The 15,428-nt window shown below is 62.9% G+C and carries 17 protein-coding genes; 12 read left to right on the forward strand and 5 right to left on the reverse strand.

The features are described from left to right. Positions 1 to 59 precede the first annotated feature (59 nt). The gene (locus tag NLY37_RS15900) at positions 60 to 362 is read right to left on the reverse strand and encodes an accessory factor UbiK family protein (RefSeq protein ID WP_023711152.1); all 303 of its coding nucleotides are present in this window, start codon (positions 360 to 362) and stop codon (positions 60 to 62) included. A 397-nt stretch (positions 363 to 759) separates the two neighbouring features. Between NLY37_RS15900 and NLY37_RS15905 the strand changes: the two genes are divergently transcribed. From NLY37_RS15905 to NLY37_RS15945, 9 genes are all read left to right on the forward strand, one after another. Continuing rightward, positions 760 to 999 carry a BrnA antitoxin family protein gene (locus NLY37_RS15905; RefSeq protein ID WP_023683720.1) on the forward strand — a complete coding sequence of 80 codons (240 nt, stop codon included), beginning with the start codon at positions 760 to 762 and terminating at the stop codon, positions 997 to 999. A gap of 103 nt (positions 1,000 to 1,102) precedes the next feature. Further along, a complete protein-coding gene (lgt, locus tag NLY37_RS15910) occupies positions 1,103 to 1,987 on the forward strand; it encodes a prolipoprotein diacylglyceryl transferase (RefSeq protein WP_023672032.1) in 885 nt (294 codons plus the stop codon). After that, positions 1,984 to 3,048 carry a class I SAM-dependent methyltransferase gene (locus NLY37_RS15915; RefSeq protein ID WP_023683719.1) on the forward strand — a complete coding sequence of 355 codons (1,065 nt, stop codon included), beginning with the start codon at positions 1,984 to 1,986 and terminating at the stop codon, positions 3,046 to 3,048. The genes lgt and NLY37_RS15915 overlap by 4 nt, the downstream gene beginning before the upstream one ends. A gap of 151 nt (positions 3,049 to 3,199) precedes the next feature. Further along, the gene (gene pgeF, locus NLY37_RS15920; RefSeq protein ID WP_023741075.1) at positions 3,200 to 3,994 is read left to right on the forward strand and encodes a peptidoglycan editing factor PgeF; all 795 of its coding nucleotides are present in this window, start codon (positions 3,200 to 3,202) and stop codon (positions 3,992 to 3,994) included. After that, a complete protein-coding gene (locus NLY37_RS15925; RefSeq protein ID WP_023741074.1) occupies positions 3,994 to 5,145 on the forward strand; it encodes a M24 family metallopeptidase in 1,152 nt (383 codons plus the stop codon). Before pgeF ends, NLY37_RS15925 begins: the two co-directional genes overlap by 1 nt. Before the next feature lie 55 nt (positions 5,146 to 5,200). After that, positions 5,201 to 5,797 carry a hypothetical protein gene (locus tag NLY37_RS15930; RefSeq protein ID WP_023741073.1) on the forward strand — a complete coding sequence of 199 codons (597 nt, stop codon included), beginning with the start codon at positions 5,201 to 5,203 and terminating at the stop codon, positions 5,795 to 5,797. A 141-nt stretch (positions 5,798 to 5,938) separates the two neighbouring features. Beyond that, positions 5,939 to 6,874 (forward strand): ribose-phosphate pyrophosphokinase, encoded by a 936-nt coding sequence (locus NLY37_RS15935; RefSeq protein WP_023686119.1) that lies wholly within the window; start codon positions 5,939 to 5,941, stop codon positions 6,872 to 6,874. Between the two features lie 93 nt (positions 6,875 to 6,967). After that, positions 6,968 to 7,483: a hypothetical protein gene (locus NLY37_RS15940; protein WP_023741072.1), complete on the forward strand. Its 516-nt coding sequence runs from the start codon at positions 6,968 to 6,970 to the stop codon at positions 7,481 to 7,483. A 146-nt stretch (positions 7,484 to 7,629) separates the two neighbouring features. Beyond that, positions 7,630 to 8,601 (forward strand): Bug family tripartite tricarboxylate transporter substrate binding protein, encoded by a 972-nt coding sequence (locus tag NLY37_RS15945; RefSeq protein WP_023741071.1) that lies wholly within the window; start codon positions 7,630 to 7,632, stop codon positions 8,599 to 8,601. Positions 8,602 to 8,636: 35 nt separating this feature from the next. On the opposite strand, the gene NLY37_RS15950 is transcribed toward NLY37_RS15945, so the two are convergent. Beyond that, on the reverse strand, positions 8,637 to 9,509 hold the full coding sequence (locus tag NLY37_RS15950; protein WP_023741070.1) for an AraC family transcriptional regulator: 873 nt from the start codon (positions 9,507 to 9,509) through the stop codon (positions 8,637 to 8,639). Positions 9,510 to 9,713: 204 nt separating this feature from the next. Between NLY37_RS15950 and NLY37_RS15955 the strand changes: the two genes are divergently transcribed. Both NLY37_RS15955 and NLY37_RS15960 read left to right on the forward strand, forming a co-directional pair. Beyond that, entirely contained in the window at positions 9,714 to 10,955 is a 1,242-nt protein-coding gene (locus NLY37_RS15955) for an MFS transporter (protein ID WP_023741069.1), read from the forward strand. 141 nt (positions 10,956 to 11,096) lie between these two features. Next, positions 11,097 to 12,011 (forward strand): alpha/beta fold hydrolase, encoded by a 915-nt coding sequence (locus NLY37_RS15960; RefSeq protein WP_023741068.1) that lies wholly within the window; start codon positions 11,097 to 11,099, stop codon positions 12,009 to 12,011. Between the two features lie 99 nt (positions 12,012 to 12,110). Here NLY37_RS15960 and NLY37_RS15965 read toward each other — a convergent pair whose 3' ends face one another. After that, positions 12,111 to 12,953, reverse strand: a complete 843-nt coding sequence (locus NLY37_RS15965) for an alpha/beta fold hydrolase (RefSeq protein ID WP_286440066.1) — start codon at positions 12,951 to 12,953, stop codon at positions 12,111 to 12,113. Positions 12,954 to 13,102: 149 nt separating this feature from the next. Between NLY37_RS15965 and NLY37_RS15970 the strand changes: the two genes are divergently transcribed. After that, positions 13,103 to 13,534, forward strand: coding sequence for a MarR family winged helix-turn-helix transcriptional regulator (locus NLY37_RS15970; RefSeq protein ID WP_023670043.1), 432 nt, complete (start codon positions 13,103 to 13,105; stop codon positions 13,532 to 13,534). A 22-nt stretch (positions 13,535 to 13,556) separates the two neighbouring features. Here NLY37_RS15970 and NLY37_RS15975 read toward each other — a convergent pair whose 3' ends face one another. Next, positions 13,557 to 14,318, reverse strand: coding sequence for a glutamine amidotransferase (locus tag NLY37_RS15975; protein WP_023741067.1), 762 nt, complete (start codon positions 14,316 to 14,318; stop codon positions 13,557 to 13,559). A gap of 79 nt (positions 14,319 to 14,397) precedes the next feature. Continuing rightward, positions 14,398 to 15,399, reverse strand: a complete 1,002-nt coding sequence (locus tag NLY37_RS15980) for a rhamnose ABC transporter substrate-binding protein (protein ID WP_023701576.1) — start codon at positions 15,397 to 15,399, stop codon at positions 14,398 to 14,400. Between the last annotated feature and the right edge of the window lie 29 nt (positions 15,400 to 15,428).

Raw genomic sequence — 15,428 nt, forward strand, 5'->3', positions numbered from 1 at the left:
GGTAAACGATTCACGGCAAAGCATTTTTTCGGATTGTGCTTTGTGGAAAAGTTCAAATTTTATTTTTTTGCTTTGGGCTTTGCCGCAGCCGCAGGTGCGGCCTGTCCGGTCAATTCGGCAAGCCTGGCCTCGAGCGCGTCGATGCGGGCGGCCAGCCTGGTGTTTTCTTCGCGGGCCTTGGCAGCCATGTCGCGGGCAGCCTCGAACTCCTCGCGCTGCACCACATCCATGGTGTTGAGGATGCGCTCGGCCTGCCCCTTGAAGGCAGTCTCCACCTCGCGGCGCACGCCTTGTGCGGCACCCGCGGCATCGGTCATCAGCTTGGCGAATTCATCGAGAATGCGGTTCGGTCCGGTCGACATGGCAAATCCTCGCTTGCTGGAATTGACGTAGTGGCACTGCCTGCGGAATGCAAGAACGTTGAAGCTGGTGCGGCTTCATGTCGGACGCGATTTGGCTCACGGTCCGGCCGACAGATTGCTATTATCGCAAATGGATTCTTGGAACGACGGTTGCCGTGACGGACAGTGCGGACTTGGAGAAGCGCTTTGCAGCACTCGATGCAGCACTCGCAAAGGGCATTTCGGATGCCAGTGCGGGCCGGGTCTAGCCTGGCGACGAGGTGCTGGACAGGCTTGAAGCCAAATACAGGGCAATGGCAGAGAGAACCAAGTGAAGTTACTGGTCTTCACAGACCAGCGGCCTAGTTTTCCTCACGACTTGCTCCAGGCAAGAGTCACTCTCATTCAGGATCAACCAATGGCAACGCCCCCGCGCCGACCGACCAATCCGATGGAAGCCGCTGAAGCGGCCTTCAAGCCGGTCAAGAAACCCGCGCCTCCCATTCGCGAACCCTCCGCCGCACCAAACGTTCGCGAGCTTGTCTCGATCAGGATCGATCGCGCCGTGCTCGACCATTTCCAGGAAGATGGCCCCGGCTGGCAAGACAGGATCAACGATGCGCTCAGGCAATTGGTCGCCGGCAAGCCGCAGGGTTGAGCCCATTATCTCTGACGATCAGGCTGTCGTCAGATTGCCTTGACCCCGCCAAAACCCTGCCGCATGGTCCGCGCCCTAACGCGAGCCCTCCCAGGAGATCCTGTTGAACGACTATTTCCCGCTGCCGATGGCGTCGCTGTCCTTCCCCAACATCGACCCGATCCTGGTTCAGATCGGCCCGCTGGCTGTGCACTGGTACGGCATCGGTTATATCGTCGGCATCCTGTTCGCCTGGTGGTACGCCAAGCGGCTCGTCACCAACACAAGGCTGTGGCCTGATGGCGTCTTGCCGATGAAGCCGATCGACCTCGACGATTTCATCGTCTGGGCTGCCGTCGGCGTCGTGCTTGGCGGCCGCACCGGCTATGTGCTGTTCTACGATTTAAAGCGCTATATCGACCACCCGCTCGACATCTTCGCCGTCTGGCAGGGCGGCATGTCGTTCCATGGCGGCCTGCTTGGGGTCATCCTCGCCATGACGCTGTTTTCCCTCAAGCGCGGCATCCGCACCTGGACACTGTTCGACGTAGTGGCAGCCGGCGTGCCGGTCGGGCTCGGCCTCGTCCGCATCGCGAACTTCGTCAATGCCGAACTCTGGGGTCGCGTGACCGACGTGTCGTGGGGCGTCGTCTTCTGCAACGAGCGTCTCCAGCAGACCGTGGCGGGTTGTGTCGCGGGCCTGGAGCCTCGCCATCCGAGCCAGCTCTACGAAGCGCTGCTCGAGGGCGCGGTGCTGTTCCTGGTCCTGCGCTTCCTCACCCATTCGCGGCTGAAGCTGAAGACGCCGCGCTTTGTCGGCGGCGCCTTCATTTGCGGCTACGGCCTGTCACGCATCTTCGTCGAGTTCTTCCGCGAGCCCGACCAGCAGCTCGGCTACCTCCTCGGCGGCTGGCTCACCATGGGCATGGTGCTGTCGCTGCCGATGGTGCTGGCCGGCATCTGGGCGATGGCCACAGCCAAACCGGCGCCGCAACCACAGCCGGCATGACACGGCTGAAGACCCGCATCGTCGACCTGATCGGCGCGCTCGGCCCCCTCCCCGTCAACGAGTACATGGCGCTCTGCCTGTTCGATCCCAGCGACGGCTACTACACCACGCGCGAGCCGTTCGGCGCCGCCGGCGACTTCGTCACCGCACCCGAGATCAGCCAGATGTTCGGCGAACTCGTCGCCGTCTGGCTCTATCAGGCCTGGCTGGCGATCGGCCGACCCCTGCCGGTCACCATCGCGGAGATCGGGCCTGGCCGCGGCACGCTGATGAAGGACATGCTTCGCACCCTGACGCGGCTCGATCCGGCTATCGCCGCCGGAGCCTCCTTCGCTCTGGTCGAGACCAGTCCGCGGCTGACTGAAATCCAGAAGCAGACGCTTGCCGAAACTTCGGTTGAGCTCGGCTGGCACGAAACCATCGCCACACTACCGCAGGCGCCGTTGCTGATTGTCGGCAACGAATTGTTCGACGCTGTGCCGATCCGCCAGTTCATCCGCGCCGGCGCCGGCTGGCGCGAACGGGTGATCGGCCTCGATGTCTCAGACGAGTTGAGCTTCTTCGCCGGCGCCGGCTCGGTCGAGGCGACGCTGCTGCCGGAAGACGCCGCCGAGGCGCCACAAGGCTCTATTTTCGAAATAGCACCGGCCCGCGCGGCACTGATGGCGACCATTGCCGAACGCATAGCCGACCACGGCGGCGCCGGGCTGTTCCCCGATTACGGCCATCTCCAGCCCGGTTTCGGCGACACATTGCAGGCCGTGCGCAGGCACGCCCCCGAAGATGTGCTGGCCAATCCCGGCGAAGCCGATCTCACCGCCCATGTCGACTTCGCGGCACTGGCCGCCGTCGTGCGGGCGCATGGCCTCGATGTGGAATTGGCGACGCAGGGCGACTTTCTGCTTGGCACGGGATTGCTTGAGCGAGCTGGCCAGTTGGGCAGCCAGGCAAGCCAAGAGGCACGACAAACCATTGCCGATGCCGTCGAGCGCCTGGCCGGCCCCGACGGCATGGGCACGCTGTTCAAAATCCTGAAAATCCTGCCGCATCAGCCAGTCTGACCCTCAGAGATCGTTACAAGCCGTCTCGCCATGTCGCTTGTGGTCGCATGCCTGCTTTTGGCCAATGCAAAGTCGACGCGGCAGCACTGTCGCAATCACTCGGCCGAACTTCGCCTTGACGAAAACGCCGGCGCGGACAACAAACCCATCCATGCTGAATCAGACCAAACCGGATCCTGTTCGCTCGCCGCTGCTGGAAGCGGCCAAGCCGCGAGGTATCCGCCATGGCTATTTCACCCGTATCGGCGGCGTCTCCGGCGGCATCTATCAGGGACTTAACATCGGCACCGGCTCGGATGACGATCAGATGCTGGTCGCCGAGAACCGCCGCCGCGTCGCTGCCTGGATGGGTGTGCCGGCCAGCCATCTCCTGACCGCGCATCAGGTCCACTCGCCCGATGTCGTTATTGCCAGGGAACCCTTTCCCGGCCCGCGGCCCAAGGCCGACGCCATCGTCACCGACCGGCCGGGCATCGCCATCGGCGCCTCGACGGCCGATTGCGGCCCCGTGCTGTTCGCCGATGCGCAAGCGCGCATCATTGGCGCTGCACACGCCGGCTGGAAGGGCGCTTTCACCGGTGTGCTTGAAAACACCATTGCCGCGATGGAAAGCCTCGGCGCCCGCCGTCAGCGCATCATTGCGGTTCTCGGTCCTTCGATCGGCCCCGACAATTACGAGGTCGGGCCGGAATTCGTCGCCCGTTTCGTCGAAGCCGATGCCGAAAACATCGGCTATTTCGCGCCTTCGGCCAATCCGGCGCATGCAATGTTCGATCTCAACCTCTATACGGTCGACCGGCTGAAGAAGGCTGGCGTGACCGCGCAGGGGCTTGGCCGCTGCACCTATGCCGAGGAGGATCTCTTCTTTTCCTACCGGCGCGCGACGCATCGCAAGGAACCGGACTACGGTCGGCAGGTTTCGGCAATTGTTTTGGAGAACGGATAATGGCGCTGCATTTCGAACGGTCGGAATTTGACGCCCGGCGTGACCGGTTGATGATCGAGATGACGGAAAAGAGGCTCGATGCTGTACTGCTTTTCGCCCAGGAGAGCATGTACTGGCTAACCGGCTACGACACGTTCGGCTTCTGTTTCTTCCAGTGCCTGGTTGTGAAGGCTGACGGCTCGATGGTGCTGCTCACCCGCTCGGCCGATTTGCGCCAGGCGCGCCACACATCGATCATCGACAACATCGTGCTGTGGACCGACCGCGACGGCGCCAACCCGGCGGTCGACCTGCGCAACCTGCTCAACGACCTCAATCTCCTCGGCGCCCGCATCGGCGTCGAATACGACACCCATGGCCTGACCGCCTTCAATGGCCGCCGCGTCGACGAGCAGCTGCAGACCTTCGGCCAGATCGCCGACGCCTCCGGTATTGTCGGCCGTCTGCGCCTGTTCAAGAGCCCGGCTGAAATCGCCAAGGCCGAAAAGGCCGCCAACCTTTCCGACGACGCGCTCGAAGCGGCCCTGCCGCTGATCAAGCAGGGCGGCGACGAAGCTCTGATCCTTGCCGCCATGCAGGGCGCGGTGTTTGCCGGCGGCGGCGACTATCCGGCCAATGAATTCATCATCGGCTCGGGCATCGACGCGCTGCTCTGCCGCTACAAGGCCGGGCGCCGCAAGCTGACCAAGAACGATCAGCTGACGCTCGAATGGGCCGGCGTGTTCCATCACTATCACGCGCCGATGATGCGCACCGTACTGACCGGCAAGGCGTCGAAGCGTCATCAGGAGCTGTTCGACGCCGCCCGCGCGGCTCTTCTGGCGGTCGAGAAGGCGATGACGCCCGGCAACACCTTCGGCGACGTCTTCGACGCGCATGCCCGCACGCTGGAGGCGCACAGCCTGACCAAGCATCGGTTGAACGCCTGCGGCTATTCCGTCGGCGCCCGCTTCACCCCGTCCTGGATGGACATGCCGATGTTCTACCAGGGCAATCCCGAGCCGATCGCGCCCAACATGACATTGTTCGCGCACATGATCATCATGGACTCCGAAACCGAGACGGCGATGACGCTTGGCCGCACCTACCTGACCACCGAATCCCAGCCGAAGCCGCTTTCACGCCATGATCTCGACTTGATCGTACAGTGAATCCATAATGGTTGGTCCACGCGGGGGCGTTCACGACTAAGGAGTTTTCGGGCAGATGAGACGATCGCACGTGACGACCGTGTCATTGCTCGCAGCGCTTGTGCTGGCCGCTTGCACCAACGCCAAGGACGTCCTTGAGCCGTCCGCCATCACGCCGCCGGCAGCCTCGGCCCAACCGGCTCAGCCCTTGGCTGCCCCGGGCGTCGCGCCCGCCGCCACACCAGCGCCGGCCGTCGGCGCCACGACACCCGCCAACCCCGCGCAGAGCGCCGCCGCTTTGTCGAAGACCCGGCTGCAGATCGCGCCGATCGTCGGCGCCTCGGTGGAAGCGGCAACGCCGCTGACGGCCGAACTGCAGACACGCGCCAAGCAGCGCGGCATCACCCTTGCCGGCAGCGCCGACCAAGCCGCCACCCATGTGCTGAAGGGCTACTTCTCGACGATGACGGAAGGCAAGGACACCACCGTTATCTATGTCTGGGACGTCTATGACCCCGCTGGCAACCGGCTACACCGCATCAATGGCCAGCAGAAGGCGCCCTCGGTCAATGCCGCCGAAGGCTGGCCCGCGGTTGCACCCGCTACCATGCAGGCGATCGCCGACCAGACGATCGACCACTTCGCGGCCTGGCTCGGCGGCAGCGCCGGCTGATCCGCCTGTTACCGGCTTCCGTTCACTGTTGACGTTTTTGAGATTAGCCGGCGGATTCCCGTCAACGAGGCTTGCAATACCGGCACGGCTCGCTACAAGCCCGATTAAGAGGACCTCCCCATCCTTCGCCAGGAACGGTGCATGAAGCTTTTCGCGGGCAATTCCAACCGGGTGCTGGCCGAAGCGGTCGCCCGCTATCTCAATGTCCCGCTGGGCAAGGCCAGCGTCAGACGCTTCGCCGATCAGGAAATCTTCGTCGAAATCCAGGAAAACGTGCGCGGCGAGGATGTCTTCATCCTGCAGTCGACCTCGTTCCCGACCAACGATCATCTGATGGAACTGCTCATCATGATCGATGCCTTCATGCGCTCCTCGGCCAAGCGCATCACCGCGGTCATCCCCTATTTCGGTTACGCCAGGCAGGATCGCCGGGCCTCGGGCCGCACACCGATCTCGGCCAAGCTGGTCGCCAACATGATCACCCGCGCTGGCGTCGACCGCGTTTTGACGCTCGACCTCCATGCCGGCCAGATCCAGGGTTTTTTCGACATTCCGACCGACAATCTGTTCTCGGTGCCGGTGATGGCCCGCGACGTGAAGGCAAAATACAAACAGCTTGCCAATGTCGTCGTCGTCTCGCCCGATATTGGCGGCGTGGTGCGCGCCCGCGCGCTCGCCAAACGCTTCGACGCACAGCTGGCCATCGTCGACAAGCGCCGCGAACGTCCCGGTGAATCCGAAGTGATGAACATCATCGGCGCGGTCGCCGGCAAGGATTGCCTGCTGATCGACGACATCGTCGATTCCGGCGGCACGCTGTGCAACGCCGCCGATGCGCTACTCGCCAATGGCGCTACCAGCGTCACCGCCTATATCACCCACGGCGTGCTGTCGGGCGGTGCGGTCGCCCGCATCAGCGGCTCGAAGCTGCAGGAACTGGTGATCACCGATTCCATCCAGCCGACGCAAGGCGTGCTCGACGCCCCGAATATCCGCGTCATCTCCATCGCCGACCTGATGGGCGAGGCGATTTCGCGCACGGCGACCGAAGAGTCCGTGTCGAGCCTGTTCGATTAATCCATGTTGCCCCAAAGCGTGCCCACGGGCCTAGCTCGGGGGGTAATCTCGTTTTTGGAATCTGCCCCAAACCGTCGTGAAAGGAGCCAGCTGATGCGCAATCGAATCAAGGCTGCAGGCATCGCAGGAATGCTTCTCGCAATCGGCATCGCCAGCGCGGCCTATGCGCCGACAATCGCTCCGGTTTCGACCGCGCAGGCGCAAACGGAATATCTTCCCACCGAAAAGGATTTCATCGGCAAATGGAGCATCGCAGGGTCCGCAATCCGGCCACCGCGTGATCTGAAAGAGCCGGCGAAGCCCGACCAGGAAGCGGCTGCGACCGAATTTCAGCAGACTGTGACCGCCTTTTATGGCGCCTTCGACTATCTGGAGATCACGGCGGACGGCCGCTACAATTTTCACCAACCGGGTGACCCGGCATCGGGGCCTTGCGTCTGGTGCGGGACATGGTCGTTCAAGAACGATTCCCTGTGGCTCGAACTGGACACGGCACCCAGGCTCGACATCTACACCGAGGGCGGCGACATACAGATGACCTACACGGCCGAGCCTGAAGAGACGTCACGATACAAATGGCTTGTTTTCAGCTGGACCAAGGCTGATTGAACTGAGGGGTGAGGCGTTCTCGCGCACGCCAACCGAAGCATCGGTGTCAAGCCCGATCTCCTGAGGCCGGCAGTCAGTCCATGGTTGCATTGTGCGCGGAGTTCACCATGGCCATACTGCCCCTCCAATCAACGGAGGAGTAGCAGATGCGGCGTAGGACTTTGCTCGGGCTTGCGGTTTCCATTGCGGCCGCCTTTTCGGCGCCGGCGGCCTGGGCCGCCGATTTTCCGGACCGGACCATCACCATGGTTGTCCCCTTTTCCGCCGGCGGCTCGACGGATCTGGTCGCGCGCCTCGTCGCCAACAAGATGTCCGAAAAGCTCGGCCAGCAGATTGTCGTCGAAAATGTCGGCGGCGCCGGGGGCAGCATCGGCGCGGCCCAGGTCGCCCGGGCCGAACCGGACGGCTACACAATCCTGATGGGCACGGTCGCAACCCACGCGCTCAACCCGCTGATCCTGAAGACAAAGCCCTACGATGCGGAGAAGGATTTTGCGCCGATATCGTTGCTCGTGCTGGTGCCAAACGTCCTGGTCGTGAACCCTGAATTCCCTGCCAAGGACGTCAAGGAACTGATCGAGATGCTGAAGAAGGACCCGGACAAATATGCCTACGCCTCATCAGGCAATGGCACCCCGCTCCATCTCTCCGGCGAGCTTTTCAAGACGATGGCCGGCGTCAGTATGCAGCACATTCCCTACAAGGGCGCCGGACCGGCCTTGAACGACGTTATCGGCAATCAGGTGCCGATGATGTTCGACAACCTCCCCTCTTCATCGGGCCATATCAAGAGCCGGACGCTGAGAGCGCTTGGCGTCACCACCAAGGAGCGCGTTCCCTCCTTCCCCGACATACCGGCCATTGCCGAAACCATTCCCGGCTATGAAACCTACAGCTGGAACGCTCTGTTCGCGCCCGCAGGCACGCCGCCGGAGGTGGTCGCCGTTCTTCAGAAGGCGGCAGTTGAAGCCCTGAAAGACCCTGATGTGATCGCCCGCATGGCCCAGTTCAGCGCCTCGATCGTGGCCTCCACCCCGGAAGAGCTTGGAGCGCATGTGAAGGCCGAACTCGCCAAATGGGAACCGATCGTCAAGGCCAGCGGCGTTCAGCTGGACTAGGGCCTACGACAAAGTGCTGCGGGCTTTTCCTGGCGCTACGGCGCCGGGGCCTCAAGCCGAGGCTGAGCCCGCCGCATGCCTTCGTCGCGGGCGCCGCGCATATAGCCGCGCGGCGAGGCCCCGAGCATGCGCTTGAACATGGTTATGAATGCCGGCACGCTGTCATAACCGAGGTCGAGCGCCACCCTGGTAATCGGCTCGCCATCGGCGAGCCTGGGCAGGGCCGCAAACAGGCAGGCCTGCTGGCGCCAAGTCGACAAGGACAGTCCGGTCTGGCGCTGGAAGGCGCGGGTGAACGAACGGCGGCTCATGCCTGCGGCATCCGCCCACTCGTCGATCGTGGCGTGCGGCGAAGGTGCCGCGACAAAGCGTCGGCAGAGCGCCGCCAGCTTCGGGTCGGACGGGAACGGCAGCCCGAGCGGCCGTTCCGGCAAGGTCGGGATCTCGTGCAGCAACAGGTTCATGATCAGCCCGCCGCGGCCTTCCAGTTCGCCACCTTGCGGCAGCTTTTCCGATTCTACGATCAGGCTGTGCATCAGCTCGGTGACGCCGACGACACGCAAGCCTTCCGGCAGGCCCGGGATCGCGCCCGGCATGACATAGACCGAGCGCATCGAGACATCGCCCAGCATTTCGACGGAATGCTCGGTGCCGGCCGGTATCCACATTGCGTGGTCGGGTGGCACCATCCAGCGCCCGTACCTGGTCGTCACCAGCACGACACCGACCAGCGCATGCAGCAACTGGCTGCGGCTGTGGCGGTGTTGCGGAACGTGGTAGCCGTCGGGATATTCAGTCGGCAAAGCCACCGCCGGCCCGGAAACCTCCTCCAGCCACTGCCAGCGGCTTTCGTGCAATCGGCCGAGATCGGCATTGCCGGCCCGGAAGATATCCCTGCGATGTGGCATCGGCTATGGCCCACTTGCGAAACTATTGGACCAAACCACGAAAGAAGTCGCCTCGCAAGCAGCTTATAAGGCAGCCATCCCCAAGGCGCTCCGCTGGGGCGTCGCCCCATGCGCTTCAGACGAGCGTCCTTAAGGCGGTCCGCGGGAGCGGCCACCAAGCCTGCCCGCGGGCAAACACCCGCCAAAAAGACCTCGGAGCCTGCCTTGACCGATACAGCCACCAGCATTGCACCGCAGCCAAGCGCCAGCCTCCCTTCAGCCCAGGCGACCGCCTTCACCGTCATTCTGGCGGTGAGCTTTTGCCACGGCATCAACGACATCATGCAATCGCTGCTGCCGGCGATCTATCCGCTGCTGAAAGAGAATTACGGTCTCGATTTCTGGCAGATCGGTCTTCTGACCTTCACCTTCCAGGTCACGGCGTCGCTGCTGCAGCCGGTCATCGGCATGATCACCGACAAGCGGCCAATGCCCTATTCGCTGCCCTACGGCATGGCGTCCTCGCTGATTGGCCTGATCGTTCTGGCCTATGCCGGCCACTATGCGCTGCTTCTGGTCGGCGCCTCGCTGATCGGAATCGGCTCGGCGATCTTCCATCCGGAATCCTCGCGCATTGCCCGCTTTGCCTCCGGCGGCCGCTTTGGCCTGGCGCAATCTTTGTTCCAGGTCGGCGGCAATTTCGGCCAGTCGATGGGGCCGCTGCTCGCTGCCTTCATCGTTGTGCCCTTCGGCCAGACCAGCATTTCATGGTTCGCCGTCGGGTCTCTGATCGGCATCATCGTTTTGTCGCGGGTCGGCGGCTGGTACAGCCGGATGCGCGCCGCGCAGGGCAATCGCAAGGCGGCAAGCTTCGTCTCCCCCTTCCCGCGCAAGAAGGTGATGGGAGCGCTGGCGGTGCTGACGCTGCTGGTGCTGACCAAGAACGCCTACATCGCCTCGCTCTCCAGCTACTACACCTTCTATTCCATCCATAAGTTCGGCGTGTCGGTGCAGATGAGCCAGGTCATGCTGTTCCTGTTCCTCGGCGCCTCGGCGCTGGGCATCCTGCTCGGCGGACCGTTCGGCGACCGCTACGGCCAGAAGGCGATGATCTGGTTCTCGATCGTCGGCGTGCTGCCGTTCACGCTGGCGCTGCCCTACGCCAATTTCGAATGGACGATGGTGCTGACGGTGCTGATCGGCCTGATCCTGTCCTCGGCCTTCTCCAACATCGTCGTGTTTGCGCAGGAGTTGGTGCCGGGACGTGTCGGCACCATCGCCGGGATCTTCTTCGGCTTCGCCTTCGGCATGGGCGGCATTGCAGCCGCCGTGCTCGGCGTCGTCGCCGACATGAAGGGCATCGATTTCGTCTTCCAGATCTGCTCGTATCTGCCGCTGCTCGGCCTGCTGACGGTGTTCCTGCCCAACATGAAGGAAGCCAGGAAGGCGCAAGCGGCGGCCAGATAAAACCGGTCGATTTTGCGGATTTGACGCAGGGCGCGGCATTGCTGCGCCCTCTGTGATTCTTTCACCATGCGCTGGTTGAAAAGCCTCCTAGAGATAGTCATCAACGAAGGCTTGGGGCCTTCGACGTCTCTGGGGGATGACATGCGCAAGATCGTATTGGCCGTATTGGGTGTGCTTCTTGTTACCTTGCCGGCGACGGCACGCATCGTTCCCTTTCCGCCGGGTTTCAAGACGCAGTCCGTCGAAACCAACGGCACCAAACTCTATGTGCGCGTTGGCGGCAAGGGTCCCGCCGTCGTGCTGCTGCACGGCTTTGCCGATACCGGAGACATGTGGGGCGCCGCGGCCATCGCCCTCGCAAAGGACCACACCGTCATCGTGCCGGACCTGCGCGGCATGGGTCTGTCGGCCCACCCGGAAGCGGGCTACGCCAAGAAGAACCAGGCCGTCGACATCGCCGGCGTGTTGGATGCCCTGAAGATCGACAAGGCAGATCTCGTCACCCACGACATCGGCAACATGGTCGGCTATGCGCTTGCCGCGCAATATCCCAAGCGCATCACCAAATGGGTCATCATCGATGCGCCGCTGCCCGGCATCGGCGATTGGGAAAAGATCAAGCAAAGCCCGCTGCTTTGGCACTTCAACTTCCGCGGCCCGGATATGGAGCGGCTGGTCGCAGGGCGCGAGCGCATCTATCTCGATCGCTTCTACAACGAACTGTCGGCAGACCCCAAGAAGATCGACGAGGCCACGCGCAAGCACTACGCCAGACTCTATGCCCGCCCGCATGCGATGCATGACGCTTTCGAGCAGTTCAAGGCGTTTGACCAGGACGCGATCGACAACCAGGCGATGCTTGCCGCCGGCGGCAAACTGACCATGCCGGTGCTGGCTGTCGGCGGTGAAAAATCCGCCGGCACCACGCAGGCCGATCTCCTGCGGCTTGTTGCGACCGATGTCACGGGCGACATCGTGCCCGACTCCGGTCACTGGATCATGGAGGAAAACCCCGACGCGACCGTCAAGCTGATCACTGGTTTTCTCGATAAATAAGGCACCGCCTCGCTGACATTTCGATGAAAGCAAAGGCACCCGCCCGGCGGCGGGTGCCTTGCCTATCCAACTGGACGATGTCTATTCAACTGAACGATTCTACGCCTTGAAGAAGGCCAGCAGGTCGGCGTTGATGACATCGGCATGGGTGGTCGCCATGCCATGCGGGAAGCCCTTGTAGATCTTGAGCTCGCCCTTCTTGAGCAGCTTGACCGAGAGCAGGGCGGAGTCGGCGATGGGAACGATCTGGTCGTCGTCGCCATGCATGACCAGCACCGGCACGTCGATGGCCTTCAGATCGTCGGTGAAGTCGGTTTCCGAGAACGCCTTGATGCAATCATAGTGCGCCTTGGTGCCGCCCATCATGCCCTGGCGCCACCAATTCTCGACGACAGCCTGCGACACCTGGGCGCCGGGGCGGTTGAAGCCGTAGAACGGGCCGGCCGCAACATCGTGGAAAAACTGGGCGCGGTTGGCTGCCTGGGCGGAGCGGAAACCATCGAACACCTCGATCGGCAGGCCACCCGGATTGGCCGCCGTCTTCAGCATGATCGGCGGCACCGCGCCGAGCAATGCGGCCTTGGCGACACGGCCACCGGAGCCGTACTTCGCGACATAACGGGCCACTTCGCCGCCACCGGTGGAATGGCCGACATGGATGGCGTCTCTGAGGTCGAGATGCGCCGCAAGTTCCGCGACATCGGCGGCATACGTATCCATCTCGTTGCCGGTATCGGTCTGGGTCGAGCGGCCATGGCCGCGCCGGTCATGGGCAATGACGCGGTAGCCCTTGGAAAGGAAGAACAGCATCTGGGCGTCCCAGTCGTCGCTGCTCAGCGGCCAGCCGTGATGGAAGACGATGGGTTGTCCCGTTCCCCAATCCTTGTAGAAAATTTCGGTGCCGTCCTTGGTGGTGATCGTGCTGCTGCCGGGCTTGGTCATCTCGCTCTCCATTGATTGCTTCCGCGATAATCAATATCGCGATAACCATAAGATTAGCGCAGGTCCAAATCCTTGTCTACAGAAAAATATATCGCGATATCATTTTTCGTGGTACATATTGATGTGCTCAGTCGGCAAAGGAATGCCTCGTGCCTCTCCCGTTGGACAACCAGCTCTGCTTCACGCTTTACGCCACCAGCATGGCAATCAATCGCACCTACAAGCCCATGCTGGACGAGATGGGCATCACCTATCCGCAATATCTCGTGCTGAACGCACTTGCCGAAGCCGGCGGGATGTCGGTCGGCTCGATTGCGCACAGGCTCGCTTTGGAATCGAGCACCATCACGCCGCTGGTGAAGCGCATGGAACAGGCCGGTCTCGTCACCCGCCAGCGCAGCCAGACGGACGAGCGCCAAGTGCAGGTCGACCTGACGCCTGCCGGCCGCGCGCTGCTCGTCCAGTGCAACTGCCTCAACGAAACCCTGATCGAACGCTCGGGCATGACGATGGCTGATCTCGATGCCTTGAATCGGCGGATCCAGGCGCTGCGCGAAGCGTTGAGCAGCAAGCCGGACTAGCTGCCCTACAAACACGCCAGGCTTAATCCTTGCCGGCCAGCCAGCGCACGACGTTGCCCATCAGCTTGCCGTAGAGCGGCCATCCCAAAAAGTCCTGCGACAGCCAGTGCGGGCCGATGTCGGTCGCCCACGCGACGGTGCGGCCACGGCCATGCTCACGAACCGCAAGCAGCGGCCAGTCCGTGCCACGATAATGGCAGGTCGCCAGCAGCTGGGACGAGCCATCGCGCCTGAAATCGAGTTTGTTCATGCCGAGGATCGGCGGCAACGGGCCCGCGACACCGGCAAGGATTGGATGCGATGCCTGAAGGATCGACGGCTGCAGGCCTTGCGGCACTTCCAGCCCGTCCGAGAATGGCAGGCAGCGCACGGGCAGGCTGTCCTCGACCGGGGTGTCGTGGAAACGCGCCGTGCCGAACATGCCCTGGAACCCCATATAGCCGCCGGCCAGCATCAGCCCGCCACCGCCTTCGACATAGGCCTTGAGGACGTCGAGGCGGTTGACGCCGATGCGCCCGGCGCGGGCCTCCGGCGTGACCAGCAAGGTCAGCGCGCCGACATCGGAGATCACCACCGCCTGGTATTCGGCCAGCGCGTCGAGGTCATACGGAAATTCGGCCGCGCAGCGATCGCCACCGATCTGCGTCACCGCTATGCCCTCTGCGGCAAGTGCGGCATTGAAGGCCGTCGCGCCGTTTACCCACGTCGCACTCGTCAGCACATCGCCGCCGGCGGCGACCGAGGTCGTCGCCGCGAAGGTCTCGCCTGCCAGCAAGAGTTTCATCGTCGCCCTCACGCTTTTCGACTGACAATTGAACGAGCGGGCGCCGGCTTGAACCGGCGCCCGCCGGGCCTTGGGAGGCTTAGAACTTAAACTCGGCCAGATTTTCCGGCGTCACGATCTTGGCCGGGCCAAGGATCAGTTCGCCGCTGGCCCCGATCGTGTATTCGCCGAGCCTGCCCGCCGTGAACTTCTCACCTTCCTTGCCGGTGATCTTGCACTGCGCCAGCGCCTGGGCCGCCTGATAGGTCAGGTAGCCGAGATCGGTGACATTCCACCAGATATCCTGGGCAGCGCCATCCTTGATGTATTTCGAAATCAAAGTGGCCGGCGCAAGGCCGGTCAGCTTGACCTTGCCGATCATGCCGGCTTCCTCGAGTGCGCGCGCGGCCGCCGGAAGGCCAATGCCTGCCGGCACGATGATCACCTTGAGATCCGGAAACGCCTGCACCAGCGCCAAGGCCTGCTGCTGGTTGACCTGCTCGCTCTCCTCGCCATAGGCGACCTGCACCAGTTTCATCTTGGCGTATTTCGGCTCTGCCGCCATCTTCGCCTTCATGAAGTCGATCCAGGCGTTCTGGTTGGTCGCCGTCGGCGTCGACGACAGGATGGCGAACTCGCCTTCGCCGCCGCTGAGGTTGAATGCGCTTTCCAGCATCATTTCGGCCAGACTGTCGCCCTTCACCTGGTTCACGAACACCGCGCGCGCATCGGCCGCGACGTCGGAATCGTACGAGATCACCCGGACGCCTTGCTGAACGGCGCGCTTCAGCGCAGGCGCAACGGCATTGGCGTCGTTGCCGGCGATAGCGATGACCCCGACCTTCTGCGACACCAGGCTGTTGATGAATTCGATCTGTGCCTCGGCCGTCGCCTGCGATGGGGCAACCTGGGTGGCGGTGCCGCCAATTTCCTTCGCAGCCTCCTCGGCGCCGCCGAAAGCCACCTTGAAGTAGGGATCGGTGTCGAGCTTGGGCAGGAAGCCGACCGTTACAGGTTCCTTGGCGCATTCCTGGCTGTATGCCAGCGAGGCCGGCGCAAGCAGAACCGCGGATGCGAGCAGGGCTATTCTAAACGCTTTCATTGTGTCTCCTCCGTCAGAATTCGGGCTTG

It is taken from the genome of Mesorhizobium sp. C395A, from assembly GCF_030323205.1.
Classification (GTDB): Bacteria; Pseudomonadota; Alphaproteobacteria; order Rhizobiales; family Rhizobiaceae; genus Mesorhizobium.